We start from the raw sequence: 17,591 nt of genomic DNA, 5'->3' as shown, positions 1-17,591 counted from the left end.
AATTTATCAAAAATAATCAAAACCTTAGGATTAGAAGTTATTAGCAGGAAGAATCGGCAATGATTTTCCATTTACCATTAATTCTTTTAAAGATAATCATGAACGTGCCCTTAGCGTCACCTACCGTTCGCTTTAGCATATATTCGCCCATTACAAAATAGGAATCTTGGTTAATAGGATGAATCTTAGCGATAGTGAAGGTCAATTCTCCGATATGGGATGCATCCGGATAACTTTTTTTATAACTATTCAATGTGGTTGTCCACCCTGTCTTTAATTGGGCTCCACTATAAAAAAATAAGGAATCCGTTTGGTGGTAGGCTTCCATGAAACCTTTTAAATCATTGTTGTTCCAATCTTTTTGCTGCTGAGCTATTATGCGGGTAATCTCCTTTATATCATCTTGCGCATTATGCTCTTTATGACACGAGCATAACATGAGGAGGGTTATAAATAGTATATGTACAATTCTCATATTTGAAACACAAAGTGGCGCAAACTAATTTGTTAAAGCTTGTTCAATAGCCGCCTCGACCAAAGGTTCCATAATTTTGTAACCTTCTACGGTTGGGTGTACACCGTCTTCGGCATATTTTTTGGGCAAGCCATTTTTCTCATCGGCCATAGCAGAAAAATAATCCACATAAATATGGCCTTTATCATCACAATATTCTTTAATCAATTTATTAAGTGCAATAATTTTCTCAGCAGGTTCCAAACCTGGTTTCCATGGGTAATCATATGCGGGTAGGGTAGAGGTAAAATTACTTTTATATCATTGGATGTGGCTATTTCTGCCATTCCCTTAATATTGTCCATAATCATTGCTATGGTAGACGGACCTGTATTTCCGGCTATATCATTAGTGCCAGCCAATAGTACTACAGCTTTAGGGTTTAAGTCTATCACATCTTGCCTGAACCTAATAAGCATTTGTGGGGTAGTTTGGCCGCTAATACCGCGATTAACAAAGGTTTGCCCTTGAAAAATTCCGGTCTTGAATTAAGCCAACCAATGGTAATGGAATTACCCATAAAAACAATCCTATTCTCATTATCGCTGATTTCAGGGAGATTGTTGTTGGCTTCTTTAAAACGATTGAGGTTCTGCCCAATCCTGAGAATGCAATTTGGTAAGTCCTAGCAAGGATAACATAAGCACAATACTAAGTTGATATACAGATTTCATATTTATTAATTATGTTTTTGAATTTCAGATTTTTCATTTGCGGTTATAGCCAAACATGGCAGACAGCCACAATGGGCGCTACGGTAGGTGCCGGGGATATTGGGGGTATTGTGGGTAGCATTGGCCAAAATACATTATTGAAAAATGGCCGTGGGGACGAATTGGAAAGTGATGAACTAGGTGTTCTTTTTATGATACAGTCCGGATATGATCCCTACGAAATGATCAGGGTCATGGAAATTTTAAAAGCTGCCGGCGGTCCTAATCGTGTACCTGAATTCCAAAGTACACACCCAGATCCCGAAAATCGTATTGAAAAAATCAAAGAGGCCATAGCAAAGTACCAAAACCAAGGTTAATCGATTATATTGGTCTTTTAACGTGCTACATATATTCCCAATGAGAATATTTTGTAACTTTGAGTAAGTCCCAAGCTTATTTTACCATATTGAATTGCCTTTATAGCTATGATGTAATCATAGAAGAACACTATAATGGGAACAATTACACATTTAAAAATATATACGTTCAGGCGTTTGAAAATTGCAAACCTGGTATTTTGGTTTCTATTTTAAAAGTCTATTCGGTATTTTGTGCCTTAATGTTGTTTATGGCATTATATGCCTTTGTATATAGAGCCGCAAACGGTTTTGAATTTTAACGCTTTTACTCTTTTACTTGAACACTATTTGGAGTAGAAATTCATTATATAATAAAGGCTCGTTGAAATTCAACGAGCCTTTTATATTCCTGTGCTATAACTTTATGAATTTTCCTCAATAATTGACAAAACTTCTTTAGCATTGGACATTTCTGCATACTCCTTGGCAGTATAGCCCTTTTCACTCTTCATATTTAAATTTGCCCCGTTCAACAATAATACCTTTAGGACCTCTACCCTATTGTATCTAGCGGCGAACATGGCCTATGTCATTCCCAAAGATTTTTCATTTGGTCCATTACATATGGCAATGAGACTACGTACCTGCTCCACATCTCCTTTCATTGCCGCTTTACATAACGGACTTATGTCATCGTTTACTGCACTAAACTCGTTATTTGCAGAAAAATCCTTGACCGTATTTGCGTATGATACTGAGAACGATAGTAGTCCCGCCAACATCAAAATTGAAATTGATTTTTTCATAATTATTTCCTTTTAAATTGATTTAAATTATTGATAAAATAAAATTAAACTATAATAAATGACAATAATTTAATTTAAGAAAGAAATAATAAATATTTAACATTTCTAAAATGTATATGGTGATACGTTAATTTTAATGTTACCTAATTTATGTTAAGCCTACCATTGAGCAAAGGCAATAAAAAAGCCATTACAATATATGCAATGGCTTTTTTATCAAGTTAATTGATACAGCTATTAGCTTTAATTCCCTAGTGCTACTTCAATAATTTGTAAGGCTTCCTTAGCATTTGAAAGCTCCGCATACCTTTTGGCAGTAAACCCTTGGTTGCTAACAGCCTTGATATCCGCACCATTTTGAATTAGGAGTGATAGCACTTCTACTTTATTATACCTTGCAGCGAACATAAGCGGAGTCATCCCCAAAGATTTTTGATTTACATCCTCGCCCATGGCAATCATTTTTTTCACCATTGCAATATCGCCCTGTATAACGGCTTTGCAAAAGGTATTTACTTCAACAACTCTTGTTAGATGTGTTGTTTCAGAAGTTGTTAATCTGTTGGATTCTTTGGCCATAGCATTGGCCCCCATGGCAAAAATTACCATAGCGATAGTTAACACTGTTTTTTTCATGATGATTGATTTTAATTGATGAATTGATTCTATAGAAAAGACGTCTACAATGAAAAAATGTTTCATGCTTTAACAGACTTATAACTAAACTTTAACAAAGACGGGGCATTTGACCCTTTATGACCACATATATTATTTAGGTTATAATAAATTTATTGAACCCCCCTTAAAAATCTGTAAATATCACAAAAGACCAAAATTATAACTTGCCTGTTTGAAAATAGCGCCAGATCTAAAAAAGGCGGGTTTTCTAGTAGCTTAACTAAGTAGAACATAGTATTTTTGCCATCTAAACCTAAGTAAAGATGAACAAGAAAGTAATCTTAATGATATTGGACGGTTGGGGAAAATCTCCAGACCCTGCAGTATCTGCAGTAGATAAAGCAAACACTCCATTTATTGATAGTCTATATACCAATTATCCTAACTCCAATTTGTTGACCGACGGTATGAACGTTGGCTTACCGGAAGGACAAATGGGCAATAGCGAGGTTGGCCATATGAACTTGGGTGCAGGTAGAATTGTCTATCAGGATTTGGCCAAAATAAACAAAGCTGTCAAAGAGAATACCCTTAAGGACGAGCAAGTTCTAAAAGATGCTTTTGAATATGCAAAGACGAACAATAAGAATGTACATTTCTTAGGTTTGGTAAGTGATGGTGGCGTACACAGTCATACCAACCATATTAAGGGCCTTATTAATGCAGGGTACGCTTCCGGGGTAAAAAACATGTATATACATGCATTTACCGATGGTAGGGATGTAGATCCAAAAAGTGGCAAAGGTTTTTTAGAGGATTTAGTACAATTTTCCGCAGATAAAAATACCCAATTGGCAACGGTCGTTGGAAGATATTATGCAATGGATCGTGACAAACGTTGGGAACGTGTAAAAGAAGCATATGATGTCATAGTAAATGCGGTAGGTGAAAAATCTACGGATATAGGCGCAAGTATTCAACGCAGTTACGATAATGAAATAACGGACGAGTTTATAAAACCAATCGTGATGACCACTACAGATGGTACACCCATAGCAAGTGTAATGGAAGACGATGTGGTCATATTTTTTAATTTTAGAACAGATAGGGGAAGAGAACTTACTCAAGTACTAAGCCAAGAAGATATGCATGAACTGAACATGCATAAATTAAAACTTTATTATGTAACCTTGACCAATTATGATGAATCGTTCATTGGGGTAAAAGTGGTCTACAACAAAGATAATATTGTTGAAACCCTTGGAGAAGTTTTATCCAAAGCTGGTAAAAAACAAATACGCATAGCGGAGACGGAGAAATATCCACATGTTACCTTTTTCTTTAATGGCGGAAGAGAAGTGCCCTTTGATGGAGAATCTCGCATATTATGCCCTTCCCCAAAAGTTGCTACCTATGATTTAAAGCCAGAAATGAGCGCTTATGAAATTAGGGACAAAATCATTCCTGAGCTACAGGAAGGTGAAGTAGACTTTGTCTGCTTAAACTTTGCCAATCCAGATATGGTTGGACATACCGGTGTAATGGAAGCAGCCATAAAAGCTTGTGAAACCGTAGATGAATGTGCCAAAGATGTAATTACTACGGCATTAGCAAACGACTATACCGTATTGGTCATTGCAGATCATGGTAACTGTGAAACCATGATTAATGCGGACGGAAGTCCAAATACGGCCCACACCACAAACCCGGTTCCTCTTATTTTGGTGGATAAGGATATTAAAAAAATAAATGATGGCGTATTGGGGGATATTGCTCCTACCATTTTAAAACTAATGGGTGTAGAAAAATCTAAATATATGACCCAACATTCATTGGTTTAGTATTTTAGGTTTTCCCATTTTATAGAACGTATGATTAAAATAAAAACAGCCGAAGAAATTGAATTGATGCGAGAGAGTGCATTGATTGTCTCCAAAACATTGGGTATGCTCGCAGCAGAAGTTAAACCTGGCGTCACTACCCTGCAATTAGACACATTAGCGGAAGCCTTTATCCGTGACCACGGCGCGGTACCCGGTTTTCTAGGCTTGTATGATTTTCCCAATTCGCTATGCATGAGCCCCAATGCACAGGTGGTACACGGAATTCCTAATGACAAACCATTGGTAGACGGGGATATTATTTCTATTGACTGTGGGGCGCTTAAAAATGATTTTTATGGCGACCATGCCTACACTTTTGAAGTTGGTGAGGTTTCTCCTGAAATTAAAAGATTATTAGAGGTTACCAAACAATCCCTGTATGTAGGTATTCGTGAATTTAAAGTAGGCAATAGAGTTGGGGACGTAGGTTATGCCATACAAAAATTCACTGAAGAACATGGCTATGGTGTGGTACGTGAACTTGTTGGTCACGGATTGGGCAGAAAAATGCACGAAGATCCAGAAATGCCAAATTATGGTAGGCGCGGAAGGGGCAAAAAATTTGTGGAAGGAATGACGGTCGCAATTGAACCTATGACCAATATGGGCACCAAACATATTAAACAATTAAAGGATGGCTGGACAATTTTAACAGCTGATGGTGAGCCCAGTGCACACTTTGAACATAATGTTGCCATCGTAAACGGTAAGCCAGAGCTACTTTCCACATTTAAATATATTTACGACGAATTAGGTATTGAAAGCAATGAAGAAGATGAATTTAGGGCATCTCCAATAGCAAATTAAACAAGGTAGATGAAGAAAATTTTTAAATTTTTTCTAAACCTTGTTCCCAGACCTGTACTGATATCATTAAGCTATTTGGTTAAACCTTTCTTTCAAATTTATTACCGTGGTAATTCCTATGAAGACCCTATAGACGGAAAGAAATTTCGTAGCTTTTTGCCTTATGGTTATGAACATCCCCGCGAAAATGTTTTATCACCTTCTACCCTATCCTTGGAACGTCATAGGTTACTTTGGTTATTTTTAAAAAACGATACAGACTTTTTCTCCGCTCCTTTACATGTCTTACATTTTGCCCCTGAACAAGCATTCTATAGGCGATTTAAAAAACTGAAAAACTTAAATTATGTTACTACAGACTTAAATTCCCCATTGGCAGATGTTAAAGCGGATATCTGCAATTTGCCATTCAATGACGATACCTTTGATGTTATTCTATGCAACCATGTACTTGAACATATTCCTGACGACACCAAGGCACTGAAAGAACTTTATAGGGTTATGAAACCAGGTGGCTGGGGAATATTCCAAGTACCACAGGAACTAGACCGTGAACGTACATTTGAAGATAATACCATTGTGGATAAGGTTGAACGTGCAAAAATATTTGGTCAATACGACCATGTACGTATTTATGGTAAAGATTACTTTAATAAGCTGAGAAGCGCTGGCTTTACGGTTACCGAAATAGCGTATACCAATGAACTATCGCCTGGGGAAATTGATAGATACAGGTTGGCAGAAGGCGAAATTATACCCTTTGTTCGTAAATGATCAGTGAACTACCACATCCTTGAAACCTTTGGTCAAAAATTCCTGTGTTTCGCCAAATTCATCGGAATAAATGATATAAGCCTCTAACGTTTCATTTTCCGCTACCAGTTTAAAAGCTTCATCCAATTCCATGGCCATAAAAGCGGTAGCATAAGCATCAGCAGTTGCACAATTATCTGCCAAAATAGTCACGGCCAATGTGTTGGAAATTTGAGTAAAACCTGTTTTAGGATTTACGGTATGAACATACTTTTTACCTGTTGAATTATCAATCCTAAATTTTCTATAATTACCAGATGAAGCCAATGCGCGATCGTTTAGATTAATGAGTATCTTGGCCTTTCTATCAACCATCATCTCTGGATCATCTATACCCACCACCCAAGATTTTCCTTTTAAGGTATTTTTACCTTTTGCCACTAGTTCACCACCAACCTCAATTAAATAATTTTGCACACCTTTGGCATCTAACATTGTTGCAAGTCGGTCTATGGAGTAGCCTTTAGCTATTGCATTAAAATCTATATATATGTTAGGTGCAGTTTTTTTCACGTAATTTTCAGCAGTCAAAGACACTTTATCAAAACCCACGTATTGTAAAAGACTATCCACTTTTGCACTATCCATAGTTATTTGGCGCTCTGGCCCAAAACCCCATGCATTTACCAAAGTACCAACAGTAGGGTCAAAAAATCCACGTGTATTCAAATGAATATCTTTTGCAAGCTTAAAAACTTCCTGAAACATGTGATCTACCACCAAAGTCGTATCCCCATTATTGATTTTTGAAATATCAGAATTTGGAATATAAGTGGACAATGATCGGTTGATAACCGTAAAAACGGAATCTATTTCATTTTGTACGTTGATTTTTTCATCGGATATAACAACTATATTATATGATGTTCCCAATGCACCTCCAGAATAATCACTTCTAAAATTGCCTTCTTTTTTACAGGATACCCCACAAACCGATATTATCAATATTACTAAAAGCCATTTTCTCATATCTCTACCAAACCATCAAAATCAACAATATATTCTTCGTTTAAGTATACCGGTAAATTATGGTCTGCCGCATTGACCAAACCTACACCTGCATAAAAAGTGGTAGCTTCAAATTTAAGCGCATGCTCTTTCATTTTCTTAAGGTCTGACATAAAAAAATCCATGTCCTTTGGATCAGCAGGATATTCTATAGCCTTGACCACCACAAAACGCATTTTTTTTTCCTTTATACATACAAATTGCGGGTTCTTACGCAGCTCACTGTTTACAGCCAAAAACTCAAAACCATCATCCTCTAACTGTTTGCCCACAATGTTCATGGCCAAATTATGTAATTCCTGTTCAGTTAAAACGTGCATTTCATTCTTTTTTACAAAAAAACCGATATAAAGTATATCGGTTATGTTATTTAAAATCAGATAGTTATAATCTATCCGCCAAAATCGTCAAATCGGATATGCTCATCTGGAATACCGAAATCTTCTCCCATTTTTTGAACGGCCTTGTTCATCAAGGGAGGACCACAGAAATACAACTCGATATCCTCAGGAGATTCATGGTGACTTAAATAGTTATCTATTACACAATTATGAATAAATCCTACAAAACCATCACCGGAGCATCTATATTCTCTTTTACTTTCCAATTATCCTCTTCTAGAGGTTCGGATAATGCCAAGTAGAATTTAAAGTTTGGAAATTCCTCTTCCAATTTATAGAAGTGATCTAAATAGAACAATTCTCTCTTGGAACGACCACCATACCAGTATGTTACTTTTCTCTTTGTCTTTAAGGTTTTGAATAGATGATATAAATGAGAACGCATGGGCGCCATACCTGCACCACCACCTACGTACAACATTTCTGAATCTGATTCATTGATGAAGAATTCACCGTAAGGACCAGATATTGTACACTCATCACCAGGCTTCAAGTTAAAGATATAAGACGACGCAACACCAGGGTTAACATCCATCCAACCATTTTTAGCACGATCCCATGGCGGAGTAGCAATACGTACGTTCAACATAATTTCTCTACCCTCAGCAGGGAAAGAAGCCATTGAATAAGCTCTCTCAACAGTTTCCGGATTCTTCATTACCAAAGGCCAAAGATTGAACTTATCCCACTCAGCTTGAAACTTATCCGGAGTTTCATGTTCCTCTGGGTGCGCAGTAATATCGATATCAGCATACTTTACCTCACACTCAGGAATCTCAATTTGGATATAACCGCCAGCTTTATAGCCCATATCCTCAGGAATTTCGACTACAAATTCCTTAATAAAAGAAGCAACGTTATAATTACGCACCACTTTTGCAGGCCATTTCTTAATACCGAATACTTCTTCAGGAATGGTAATTTCCATGTCTTGCTTTACCTTGACCTGGCAAGCTAAACGTGCACCATGATTCAATTCTTTTTTGGAGAAATGAGGAGTTTCAGTAGGTAAGGCCTCACCACCACCAGATAAAACATGACACTCACATTGAATACATGTTCCGCCACCACCACAAGCGGAGGGTAAAAACACTTTTTGGTTCCCCAAAGTGGACAATAATGAACCACCAGAGGCCACTTCTATCTTCTTTTCCCCATTAATGGTTATGGTCACAGGACCAGAAGGAGATAATTTTTGTTTTGTAAACAGAAGTAATGCAACCAATACCATTAATAGTATTAGAAATGCGACAACGGTTATTAGTATAGTTCCGCCAGTACTTGCAGCTAAAATCATATTTATTTTTTTACGTCGTTATAAGAAATGACCTTTTCGTCAACTTCAGTTTTCTTTTCTACAATCTCTTCCTTAGGTTCAACAACCTCCAATTGTTGTACTTGGTTTACTTGTTCGGTAGCTTCTTCCGTCTCCTCGCCACCGCCAGTCAACATTCCCCCAAAACTTTGAAAACCGATTCCCATTAAACCGGTAATGATAAAAGTTATTCCAAGCCCTCTTAAAGGTGCAGGTACATTACTGTATCTGATTTTTTCTCGTATTGCCGCAATCGCCAAAATAGCCAAGAACCAACCTATACCGGAACTAACCCCGTAATTAAATGCCAAGCCCAATGTTTCAATTTCCCTAGCCTGCATAAATAGTGATCCGCCTAAAATTGCACAGTTTACCGCAATCAATGGCAAGAATATACCAAGTGAATTGTATAATGAAGGAGAAAATTTTTCTACCACAATTTCTACTAATTGTACCATAGTAGCTATGGTTGCTATAAATAAAATAAAGGATAGAAAGCTAAGGTTATATTCGGCATACTCTGGACCTAACCAAACCAATGCACCATCTTGTAACAAGTATTTATCCAACAACCAATTTAAAGGCACCGTAACCGCCAATACGAATATTACAGCAGCACCTAAACCAACCGCAGTAGCCACTTTTTTGGATACCGCCAAATAAGAACACATCCCTAAAAACACAGCAAATACCATGTTATCAATAAAGATGGACTTAAAAAATAATTCTACATGTTCTAACATAATTTCTACTTAAATGTCTGTTTAATTCTCTTCTACAAGTGCAGGATTCCTTGAACGCTGTACCCAGATTATAATACCTACTACAATTAAGGCGGCCGGAGGAATAATCATGAAACCATTGTTCTCATAACCAGTAGCATATAATCCGGTTTTGGATATAGGATCCCCAAGCACAGGAATACCAAACAGTGTTCCTGAACCTAAAAGCTCCCTAAAGAACCCAACTATAACCAGGATTACACCATAACCTAGAGAGTTACCTATACCATCTAAAAATGAACGCCATGGTCCGTTAGCCAAAGCAAATGCTTCAAAACGCCCCATGATTATACAGTTCGTAATAATAAGACCAACGAATACAGCTAACGTTTTACTCAACTCATAGGCAAAAGCTTTTAAGACCTGATCCACTATAATTACCAATGTTGCCACAACGATCAACTGAACGATGATTCTAATTTTTGACGGAATTATATTTCTCATTAAGGAGATAACTACGTTACCTGCTCCTAAAACGAACATTACCGAAATAGCCATTACCAATGACGCTTTTAATTCTGCCGTAATAGCCAAGGCAGAACATATACCTAATACCTGAATGGTGATAGGGTTATTATCCGCAAGCGGATCCGTAATTAGATTTGTATCTTTTTTTGAGAGTAGTGCCATATTACTTTGCTCTAATGGTTTCTAAATAAGGTTTGTATAATTTAACGGTTTCCCTGATCATTGCGGATACACCGTTACCTGTGATCGTAGCACCTGCCAAGGCGTCTACTTCATTATCGTCTTTGGTATTGTTTAAAGGGTCATTGTTTCCTTTGGCAACATCAATACCCGCATACTGGGTGCCTTTTAAAATGGTTTCCCCTTTAAAGTCATCCATAAAATAACGCATCTTGATATTAGCACCTAAACCGGGAGTCTCTCCTTTATGGTCAAAATAGACACCTTGAACGGTCATTGTATTATCTAATGCGATAAAGCCCCAAATAGCGTCCCAAAGCCCTTTACCGTACATAGGAATGATATAAAAATTCTTTCCATCCTTTTCTCCTATAAATACGGGCAACTTATAATCTTCGCCTTTTTTTATATTGGCCAATTGCTTTTTTAAATCAATTAAATATGCTTCATCATCTTGGGTAATCTGATCACCTTGGATCACCAATTGTTCCTTGATGTAACTTGCAAACTCATCCTCTACAACATCCGTAGGTATAAAATTAACACTACCTGCGTCATCTCCATTTTCATTTACGCCCATAGCGTAAAGAATGTTCTGCTGTTTTTCAAAACGCTCGTTCTCTTTGATATTTGGACGCAATGCCGATGCCAAAAAAGCTAGAATCGACCCTACGACCACAACCATAACGGCCGCAAAAATTACGGTATAACTGTTTTTATCTGTACTAATTGCCATAATTAAACTGTTTCAGCTTTAAGTTCTTCTGCTTTACCATCTGAATCCTTTGGATAGATCGTAGCATCTTTTAATCGGTTCATTCTTCTTTTAATATTACCCCGTACCACATAATGGTCTATAGTTGGTGCAAATACGTTCATTAATAAGATAGCCAAGAACACCCCTTCTGGATATGCTGGATTGAATACACGAATCATTACGGAAATAAACCCAATAAAGAAACCATAATACCATTTGCCCTTATTGGTCTGGGATCCCGTTACCGGATCAGTAGCCATATAGACAATTCCAAATGCTAGTCCACCAACAATGAGATGTTTCCAAAACTCAAAACTCATTAAACCATAAAATTTGCTAGACTCTGCAACCCATCCCAAATCTACTACCTGGTTAAAAATAAAGCCCATTACCAATGAACCAATTACGGCACTTACCATAATTCTCCAGCTGGCAATTTTGGTAAAAATCAAGAATAATCCACCCAAAAGAATAAGAAAAGCAGAGGTTTCACCTACAGAACCAGGAATAAAACCATAAAACATATCCGATACGGAATAGGACATTTCCGCTCCTTTATTCTGTGCCAGATATCCTAAAATTGTTTCTCCTGAAATAGCGTCCAAATTAGCACCGGCCAAAATTTCCTCCGATCGCTCACGTGCACCATGTACCCATACCTTATCACCACTCATCCATGTAGGGTAAGCAAAGAATAAAAAGGCCCTAATTGTCAATGCCGGATTCAAAATATTCATTCCGGTACCACCAAAAACCTCTTTACCGATTACCACACCGAATATTACGGCTACGGCCAACATCCATAACGGAGTATCTATAGGCACGATTAGAGGAACTAACATACCGGTAACCAAATACCCTTCCTCAACCTCATGACCCTTGATAACGGCAAATATAAATTCCACTATAAGACCTACACCATAGGAAACCACCACTAACGGCAATACTTTTATAATACCTATCCAAAAATTGTCCCAAGTAAGGAAATCGTTCATTAATGAAAAATCCGCAGGAAATCCATTTATGGCAGAGTAATGCTGATACCCGGCATTGAACATAGAAAATATCAACACCGGTATCAAAGCCATGATTACCGTGTTCATTGTTCGTTTTAAATCATCTGCCGCTTTTACGTGTGTACCACCTGCATGGGTAGTTTCATCCGGCGCAAACAAAAAAGTATGAAAAGCGTTGAAGGCAGGCGCCATCTTTTTACCCTGATACTTTAGTTTAAGTTCGTGTAATTTACTTTTTAAACTCATTTCTTATCCTATTTCTTTTTGCAATAAATCTAACCCCTCACGAATAATTTTTTGGTGTGGTTGTTTGGAAATACATATAAACTCCGTTAACGAAAAATCTTCTGGAGCCACTTCATATAAGCCCAACTGTTCCATCTCATCCAAATCCTTTACCATGCACGCTTTTAAAAGCTGCATAGGATAAATATCCAAAGGAAAAACCTCCTCATACTGGCCAGTTACCACAAACGCCCTGTGCTCACCATTGGTATTGGTCGTTAAATCATACTTTTTATTTGGCTGTAACCATGAAAACGTTAATGCCCTGGTAGCTGAAATTTTATTGAATACTGGCTTGTTCCATCCAAAAAACTCATAGTCATCACCCTCTGGTATTACGGTTACCGTATTATTATAAGTTCCTAAATAACCATCTGGCCTACTTTTGGAACCGGTTAACACATCACCATTGATTACACGAAAATTTTCTTCATTTACACCACTGGCATATAAAAAGGTAGAAATTTCCGCACCAATTTTGGTTTGATAATATTTAGGCACTTTAACCGAAGATCCCACAAGAGCAACAATACGTTCCGCATTATATTTTCCTGTAAGTAAATATTCGCCAATAATAACCAAATCTTGGGGAGATACCGTCCATACCAATTCCCCTTTGTTGATTGGGTCTATTCTATTGATCTGGGTACCGACCAAACCTGCCGGATGTGGACCGGATACTTTATGTAATTCCACCCCTTTTAAAGTTGACAAAGGAGAAGTTCCCTTAGCATCTACGGACACATGGACTTTACCCGGCGTCAATTTACCCAATGCGGTAATTGCTGCCTGCAATTCCTTTTCCTTGCCCTGCAGTACATAATTTACATTTGCCTGTAACGGGGCACTGGCATAGCCTGAAACAAAGATTGATTTTGGCGTAGTATCAGGATTAGCGATAACATCATAAGGACGTTGCTTAATGAACGGCCAGCATCCACCTTTTAACAATGAAGCTTTGATCTCTGCCTTAGACGCTTTTTCCACATCTAACACAGACCCTGTAATGGACTCCTGTGTTTTGTCTGCCAAGATTTTCAATGTCAAAATGCGTCTTCTATCCCCTCTTTCTATCTCAATAAGCTCACCACTTACTGGAGAAACAAAAAGCATTTCTTCTATATTCTTATTATAGAACAGCGGCTCACCGGCTTTGACTTCGGCACCTTGCTTTACCAACATCTTAGGGGTAATACCATGAAAATCACTAAGCTGAATTGCGTAAACATTACTTAGAACAGCTTTTGAAGTAGCTTGTTCCGCGGCGCCCACCAGGTTAATATTGAGCCCTTTTTTAATTCGTATGTCTTTGGACATTTGCGTGTAGACCTTTAGGTTAACAAAATTTGACGCAAATTTAAGTACAAAAACTTCGTTTTCATAATTATTACCCCATAATTTAGACAATACAACGAGCTATATTTTTTAGGTATCGTTTTTGTTTACCTTTACCACATAAAAAGCTATTAAATGCGTTATTTCGTTAAACTTATTATACTATTGGTATTTCTTCAAAACGCTGCCGCACAGGTCCAGGAAGAGGTAAATCCGCCAAACCATATTAAATCCATCATATTTAAAGGTCCAACGGACGATCAATTTCCCATAATAAAAATAGGCGAGCCTATTTACCTTGAATTTGATGATATACTGGCCAATGAACAGGACTATTATTATAAAATTACACATTGTGATTACGATTGGAACAAATCTGCACTTTTAAAATCCCAGTATCTTGATGGGGTGGACAATCAACGTATCATCAATTATGAAAACAGTTACACAACTTTAGAGACTTATAGCAATTATCAATTGACCATACCTAATGACAATGTACGGCTCAAGGTAAGCGGCAACTATCTAATTGAAATCTACAACAACAATTACGAACTACAGTTTTCAAGAAGATTTGTCGTCTATAAGGATTTGGTCAATGTGGGAGGCAGTATTAAACGTTCGCGCGATTTTAATTACTTGAACGAAAAGCAAGTGGTCCAGTTTACTATTCAGCCCAGTAGTTTACGTTTGGTGAACCCCAAAAAAGAGATCAAGGTAGCCATTCTACAAAATTATTACTGGCCTACAGCCATATATGACATATCTCCACAATACACCATTGGCAGTGAACTTGTTTATAAATACGACCAAGAAACTGCATTTTATGGTGGTAACGAATATTTACTGTTCGATACGAGCGACCTTAGAGCGCCTAGTTCCCAAATATCCAGTATAGAACTTTCTGACCTGTACAACCATTACCTATTTGCGGATAGCCCAAGGAACGACCAGTCATACACCTATTTTCCCGATATTAACGGAGATTTCGTTATCCGAACATTACAAGGTGACGATGCTTCTAGGGAAGCTGAGTATTCCTTGGTTCATTTTAGCCTGCCTTATACCGAATATATAGCATTGGACGATGTATACGTTTTTGGAAAATATAATAATTATGCATTGACTGATGAAAACAAAATGATCTACAACGAGAATACGGGCATGATGGAAGCAACTATTAAAATGAAGCAAGGATTCTACAATTATAAATATGTATTAAAAAACAATAAGGGTATAGATTTGAACGCCGTAGACGGAAATTTCCACTTTACCGAAAATAATTATGTTATTTTGGTTTATTACAGAAATTTTGGAGATATGTACGACAGTATTATTGGCGTAGGATCCGCCAATTCAAGAAATATAACCAACTAATGTATCTTTACGTTTTTCATCGCTTATGAAAAACCCACCAACCACCAGAACAACCGGCAGATACAAATTGCAATATAGAGGCGTTGAATGCCTTAATTGTGGTCATCCCTTAGACCTTAGCGATAAATACTGCCCAAATTGTTCCCAAGCAAACAGCACTAAAAAACTTTCACTTTTAGATTTTTTTGAAGAGTATTTTACCAATATCCTTTCTTATGACTCCAAAATCCTACAAACGCTTACCGCGCTTCTTTTAAGGCCAGGAAAAATAACGAGGGACTATATTGCGGGTAAACGCCTTTCTTACACCAATCCTTTTAGATTTTTACTAAGCCTGGCCATAATTTATTTTCTATTGATCAGTATTAGCGGTGAATTTGAAAATTTGAACAAATTTGGGTTGGAAAACAAGGAATCCATCTTCAATTTCCAAAAGCAGATCAATAACATAGAATTTGATTCTGAAGAAGAAAAGAAACAAGCATTGGCCGCTATAGACTCGTTGAAAAAACAACAGTACATTGGCAATAAAATCAATAATAAAGATTCCATAATCCTTTCCAACCCAGTTCTTTATTTTAAAAATATAAATAACGATGGGGTTACTGAAAGATTTTTTAACAAGATACAGTTCTTCAATGCCGCTATTAAAAATGATACGATATTTAGTTTCACGGAAAGTGTAGCCAAATACAATCTGGCCAACTCTACCGAGAATGAAATGGCATACAACCTATCCAACAGTTTGGTGGAAATAGAAAAAAGACCGGGTACTTTCGTAAATACCTTAATTTCAAAATCACCCTTTGCCACATTCTTCTTTCTACCTTTCTTTTCTTTGTTCATATGGTTGGCCTACATCAGAAAAAAACACACTTATACCGATCATTTAATCTTTAGTTTTCACAATCAATCGTTATTATTTATCTTGCTCATTGTTAGCTATTTGGTAAATGCCATTTTCAACTTTAGCAGTGAGGGTATTTTTATAATGATTTTCGCCCTCTATCTGTACAAGGCAATGCGAAATTTCTATCAACAAGGACGATTTAAAACGATTATAAAATATGTATTCCTGAATTCTGTTTTTATAATTTTAGGAATCATTGCAATAACAATTTTAATAGCTGCTAGCGTATTTACATATTAAGTATGATCACACAGGTAACCAAGGGCATAAAAATATCGGTTCAGACCAGTTTTGAAGGTACGTTCTTTAAAAACTACAAAATGCATTATGCATTTGGGTATACCATATGCATTGAAAACCAAAGTAAGGATGCAGTACAGCTCACATCTCGCCATTGGAAAATATATGATTCCCTAAATGATATGGAAACATTGGATGGTGAAGGCGTTATAGGAAAAAAACCTGTTATCCAACCAGGAGAATCACATACCTATAATTCCGGTTGCTTATTGACTTCACCTATCGGTGCCATGAAAGGTCACTACAACATGTCCAATTTTAACACCTCAGAAAAATTTAGGGTTTACATTCCCACATTTAAGTTTAGTGCCCCATTTGCCCTGAACTAACACTTTTTTAAACTACTTATTAGTTTTAAGTCCAACACCGTTTTAGTACCTTTGGTCAACTTTTTAATTTAAAAAATTTGACAATGGGAAAAGGTTTTTTTCAAGTTCCAAAAGCTATTAACGAACCAATTAAAAGCTACGCTCCAGGCAGTCCTGAAAGGGCATTGGTTCTGGAACAATATAAAGCATATTATAATGACCAAATAGATATACCTATGTATATAGGTCCTGATGAAGTGCGTACTGGAAATACAAAACCTATGTCACCACCTCACGACCATCAGCATATAGTTGGCACCTACCATACGGCTACAAAAAAGAATATTCAAGATGCCATTGACAATTGCCTTACCGCTAGGGAGGAATGGGCCCGTGTAAGTTGGGAACAACGTGCCTCTATATTCTTAAAAGCGGCCGATTTGATCGCAGGTCCTTACCGTTCAAAGATCAATGCGGCTACAATGATCGCCCAGTCAAAAAATATACACCAAGCTGAAATAGATGCTGCTTGTGAACTAATTGATTTTTAAGGTTCAACGTGGAATACATGTCCCAAATCTATGCTGAGCAACCCGCATCAGCTGCAGGAATTTGGAACAGAGTGGAATATAGACCACTTGAAGGCTTTGTATACGCAATTACACCTTTTAACTTTACCGCAATTGCCGGTAA

At 37.2% G+C, this 17,591-nt stretch carries 20 protein-coding genes and 3 pseudogenes; 9 read left to right on the top strand and 14 right to left on the bottom strand.

Going from position 1 to position 17,591, the window contains the following annotated elements; all coding sequences use genetic code 11:
• Positions 1-40 precede the first annotated feature (40 nt).
• The 3 genes and pseudogenes from Q2T41_RS20650 to Q2T41_RS20990 all read right to left on the bottom strand — a co-directional run bounded on the left by Q2T41_RS20650 (position 41) and on the right by Q2T41_RS20990 (position 1,034).
• The gene (locus tag Q2T41_RS20650) at positions 41-475 is read right to left on the bottom strand and encodes a YybH family protein (protein WP_304437272.1); all 435 of its coding nucleotides are present in this window, start codon (positions 473-475) and stop codon (positions 41-43) included.
• Positions 476-499: 24 nt separating this feature from the next.
• Positions 500-933 (bottom strand): annotated as a pseudogene (locus Q2T41_RS20995) (GDSL-type esterase/lipase family protein).
• Positions 906-1,034 carry a hypothetical protein gene (locus Q2T41_RS20990; RefSeq protein WP_367186948.1) on the bottom strand — a complete coding sequence of 43 codons (129 nt, stop codon included), beginning with the start codon at positions 1,032-1,034 and terminating at the stop codon, positions 906-908. The pseudogene Q2T41_RS20995 and the gene Q2T41_RS20990 overlap by 28 nt, the downstream one beginning before the upstream one ends.
• 165 nt (positions 1,035-1,199) lie before the next feature.
• Here Q2T41_RS20990 and Q2T41_RS20640 point away from each other — a divergent pair, with 165 nt between their 5' ends.
• On the top strand, positions 1,200-1,547 hold the full coding sequence (locus tag Q2T41_RS20640; RefSeq protein WP_367186947.1) for a M48 family metalloprotease: 348 nt from the start codon (positions 1,200-1,202) through the stop codon (positions 1,545-1,547).
• 59 nt (positions 1,548-1,606) lie between these two features.
• A complete protein-coding gene (locus Q2T41_RS20635) occupies positions 1,607-1,849 on the top strand; it encodes a DUF6747 family protein (RefSeq protein ID WP_304437555.1) in 243 nt (80 codons plus the stop codon).
• A 102-nt stretch (positions 1,850-1,951) separates the two neighbouring features.
• Here Q2T41_RS20635 and Q2T41_RS20630 read toward each other — a convergent pair whose 3' ends face one another.
• From Q2T41_RS20630 to Q2T41_RS20620, 3 genes are all read right to left on the bottom strand, one after another.
• Positions 1,952-2,110 (bottom strand): ankyrin repeat domain-containing protein, encoded by a 159-nt coding sequence (locus Q2T41_RS20630; protein ID WP_304435129.1) that lies wholly within the window; start codon positions 2,108-2,110, stop codon positions 1,952-1,954.
• Between the two features lie 3 nt (positions 2,111-2,113).
• Positions 2,114-2,335: a hypothetical protein gene (locus tag Q2T41_RS20625; protein ID WP_304435130.1), complete on the bottom strand. Its 222-nt coding sequence runs from the start codon at positions 2,333-2,335 to the stop codon at positions 2,114-2,116.
• A 243-nt stretch (positions 2,336-2,578) separates the two neighbouring features.
• Positions 2,579-3,037 (bottom strand): ankyrin repeat domain-containing protein, encoded by a 459-nt coding sequence (locus Q2T41_RS20620; protein ID WP_304435131.1) that lies wholly within the window; start codon positions 3,035-3,037, stop codon positions 2,579-2,581.
• 239 nt (positions 3,038-3,276) lie between these two features.
• Here Q2T41_RS20620 and gpmI point away from each other — a divergent pair, with 239 nt between their 5' ends.
• From gpmI to Q2T41_RS20605, 3 genes are read left to right on the top strand one after another with little or no spacing between them, the layout of a single operon-like run.
• Positions 3,277-4,794, top strand: a complete 1,518-nt coding sequence (gene gpmI, locus Q2T41_RS20615; protein WP_304435132.1) for a 2,3-bisphosphoglycerate-independent phosphoglycerate mutase — start codon at positions 3,277-3,279, stop codon at positions 4,792-4,794.
• Between the two features lie 30 nt (positions 4,795-4,824).
• Positions 4,825-5,643 carry a type I methionyl aminopeptidase gene (map, locus tag Q2T41_RS20610; RefSeq protein ID WP_304435133.1) on the top strand — a complete coding sequence of 273 codons (819 nt, stop codon included), beginning with the start codon at positions 4,825-4,827 and terminating at the stop codon, positions 5,641-5,643.
• A gap of 9 nt (positions 5,644-5,652) precedes the next feature.
• Positions 5,653-6,417, top strand: a complete 765-nt coding sequence (locus Q2T41_RS20605; protein WP_304435134.1) for a class I SAM-dependent methyltransferase — start codon at positions 5,653-5,655, stop codon at positions 6,415-6,417.
• On the opposite strand, the gene Q2T41_RS20600 is transcribed toward Q2T41_RS20605, so the two are convergent.
• From Q2T41_RS20600 to Q2T41_RS20565, 8 genes and pseudogenes are all read right to left on the bottom strand, one after another.
• Positions 6,418-7,425: an FAD:protein FMN transferase gene (locus tag Q2T41_RS20600; protein ID WP_304435135.1), complete on the bottom strand. Its 1,008-nt coding sequence runs from the start codon at positions 7,423-7,425 to the stop codon at positions 6,418-6,420.
• Positions 7,422-7,784, bottom strand: a complete 363-nt coding sequence (locus Q2T41_RS20595; RefSeq protein ID WP_304435136.1) for a DUF8840 domain-containing protein — start codon at positions 7,782-7,784, stop codon at positions 7,422-7,424. The genes Q2T41_RS20600 and Q2T41_RS20595 overlap by 4 nt, the downstream gene beginning before the upstream one ends.
• A 71-nt stretch (positions 7,785-7,855) precedes the next feature.
• Positions 7,856-9,162 (bottom strand): annotated as a pseudogene (gene nqrF, locus Q2T41_RS20590) (NADH:ubiquinone reductase (Na(+)-transporting) subunit F).
• 2 nt (positions 9,163-9,164) lie between these two features.
• Complete coding sequence (nqrE, locus tag Q2T41_RS20585) at positions 9,165-9,923, bottom strand: NADH:ubiquinone reductase (Na(+)-transporting) subunit E (protein ID WP_089262249.1); 759 nt, start codon at positions 9,921-9,923, stop codon at positions 9,165-9,167.
• A 21-nt stretch (positions 9,924-9,944) separates the two neighbouring features.
• Positions 9,945-10,592, bottom strand: a complete 648-nt coding sequence (locus Q2T41_RS20580) for an NADH:ubiquinone reductase (Na(+)-transporting) subunit D (protein WP_304435137.1) — start codon at positions 10,590-10,592, stop codon at positions 9,945-9,947.
• A 1-nt stretch (position 10,593) separates the two neighbouring features.
• On the bottom strand, positions 10,594-11,346 hold the full coding sequence (locus Q2T41_RS20575; RefSeq protein WP_304435138.1) for a Na(+)-translocating NADH-quinone reductase subunit C: 753 nt from the start codon (positions 11,344-11,346) through the stop codon (positions 10,594-10,596).
• 2 nt (positions 11,347-11,348) lie between these two features.
• Positions 11,349-12,629, bottom strand: coding sequence for an NADH:ubiquinone reductase (Na(+)-transporting) subunit B (locus tag Q2T41_RS20570; protein ID WP_144801769.1), 1,281 nt, complete (start codon positions 12,627-12,629; stop codon positions 11,349-11,351).
• Between the two features lie 3 nt (positions 12,630-12,632).
• Complete coding sequence (locus tag Q2T41_RS20565; RefSeq protein WP_304437403.1) at positions 12,633-13,985, bottom strand: Na(+)-translocating NADH-quinone reductase subunit A; 1,353 nt, start codon at positions 13,983-13,985, stop codon at positions 12,633-12,635.
• A 153-nt stretch (positions 13,986-14,138) separates the two neighbouring features.
• Between Q2T41_RS20565 and Q2T41_RS20560 the strand changes: the two genes are divergently transcribed.
• The 4 genes and pseudogenes from Q2T41_RS20560 to Q2T41_RS20545 all read left to right on the top strand — a co-directional run.
• Positions 14,139-15,380, top strand: coding sequence for a type IX secretion system plug protein (locus tag Q2T41_RS20560; protein ID WP_304435139.1), 1,242 nt, complete (start codon positions 14,139-14,141; stop codon positions 15,378-15,380).
• Positions 15,381-15,405: 25 nt separating this feature from the next.
• Positions 15,406-16,530: a DUF3667 domain-containing protein gene (locus Q2T41_RS20555; RefSeq protein ID WP_304435140.1), complete on the top strand. Its 1,125-nt coding sequence runs from the start codon at positions 15,406-15,408 to the stop codon at positions 16,528-16,530.
• A 2-nt stretch (positions 16,531-16,532) separates the two neighbouring features.
• Complete coding sequence (gene apaG / locus Q2T41_RS20550) at positions 16,533-16,919, top strand: Co2+/Mg2+ efflux facilitator ApaG/CorD (RefSeq protein WP_089262263.1); 387 nt, start codon at positions 16,533-16,535, stop codon at positions 16,917-16,919.
• Between the two features lie 83 nt (positions 16,920-17,002).
• Positions 17,003-17,591, top strand: a pseudogene (locus Q2T41_RS20545) (aldehyde dehydrogenase family protein); the annotation flags it as partial.

Source organism: Maribacter confluentis, from assembly GCF_030505015.1.
GTDB classification, from domain to species: Bacteria; Bacteroidota; Bacteroidia; order Flavobacteriales; family Flavobacteriaceae; genus Maribacter; species Maribacter sedimenticola.
The sequence above is the reverse complement of the archived record's forward strand: the minus strand, read 5'-3'. Positions and strand labels throughout refer to the sequence as shown.

Excerpts from the sequence above, each read along its gene's own strand:
- Q2T41_RS20650 (WP_304437272.1), bottom strand. The coding sequence starts at position 475 with ATGAGAATTGTACATATACTATTTATAACCCTCCTCATGTTATGCTCG.
- Q2T41_RS20990 (WP_367186948.1), bottom strand. The coding sequence starts at position 1,034 with ATGGGTAATTCCATTACCATTGGTTGGCTTAATTCAAGACCGGAATTT.
- Q2T41_RS20640 (WP_367186947.1), top strand. The coding sequence starts at position 1,200 with ATGTTTTTGAATTTCAGATTTTTCATTTGCGGTTATAGCCAAACATGG.
- Q2T41_RS20630 (WP_304435129.1), bottom strand. The coding sequence starts at position 2,110 with ATGTTCGCCGCTAGATACAATAGGGTAGAGGTCCTAAAGGTATTATTG.
- Q2T41_RS20625 (WP_304435130.1), bottom strand. The coding sequence starts at position 2,335 with ATGAAAAAATCAATTTCAATTTTGATGTTGGCGGGACTACTATCGTTC.
- Q2T41_RS20620 (WP_304435131.1), bottom strand. The coding sequence starts at position 3,037 with ATGAAACATTTTTTCATTGTAGACGTCTTTTCTATAGAATCAATTCAT.
- gpmI (WP_304435132.1), top strand. The coding sequence starts at position 3,277 with ATGAACAAGAAAGTAATCTTAATGATATTGGACGGTTGGGGAAAATCT.
- map (WP_304435133.1), top strand. The coding sequence starts at position 4,825 with ATGATTAAAATAAAAACAGCCGAAGAAATTGAATTGATGCGAGAGAGT.
- Q2T41_RS20605 (WP_304435134.1), top strand. The coding sequence starts at position 5,653 with ATGAAGAAAATTTTTAAATTTTTTCTAAACCTTGTTCCCAGACCTGTA.
- Q2T41_RS20600 (WP_304435135.1), bottom strand. The coding sequence starts at position 7,425 with ATGAGAAAATGGCTTTTAGTAATATTGATAATATCGGTTTGTGGGGTA.
- Q2T41_RS20595 (WP_304435136.1), bottom strand. The coding sequence starts at position 7,784 with ATGCACGTTTTAACTGAACAGGAATTACATAATTTGGCCATGAACATT.
- nqrE (WP_089262249.1), bottom strand. The coding sequence starts at position 9,923 with ATGTTAGAACATGTAGAATTATTTTTTAAGTCCATCTTTATTGATAAC.
- Q2T41_RS20580 (WP_304435137.1), bottom strand. The coding sequence starts at position 10,592 with ATGGCACTACTCTCAAAAAAAGATACAAATCTAATTACGGATCCGCTT.
- Q2T41_RS20575 (WP_304435138.1), bottom strand. The coding sequence starts at position 11,346 with ATGGCAATTAGTACAGATAAAAACAGTTATACCGTAATTTTTGCGGCC.
- Q2T41_RS20570 (WP_144801769.1), bottom strand. The coding sequence starts at position 12,629 with ATGAGTTTAAAAAGTAAATTACACGAACTTAAACTAAAGTATCAGGGT.
- Q2T41_RS20565 (WP_304437403.1), bottom strand. The coding sequence starts at position 13,985 with ATGTCCAAAGACATACGAATTAAAAAAGGGCTCAATATTAACCTGGTG.
- Q2T41_RS20560 (WP_304435139.1), top strand. The coding sequence starts at position 14,139 with ATGCGTTATTTCGTTAAACTTATTATACTATTGGTATTTCTTCAAAAC.
- Q2T41_RS20555 (WP_304435140.1), top strand. The coding sequence starts at position 15,406 with ATGAAAAACCCACCAACCACCAGAACAACCGGCAGATACAAATTGCAA.
- apaG (WP_089262263.1), top strand. The coding sequence starts at position 16,533 with ATGATCACACAGGTAACCAAGGGCATAAAAATATCGGTTCAGACCAGT.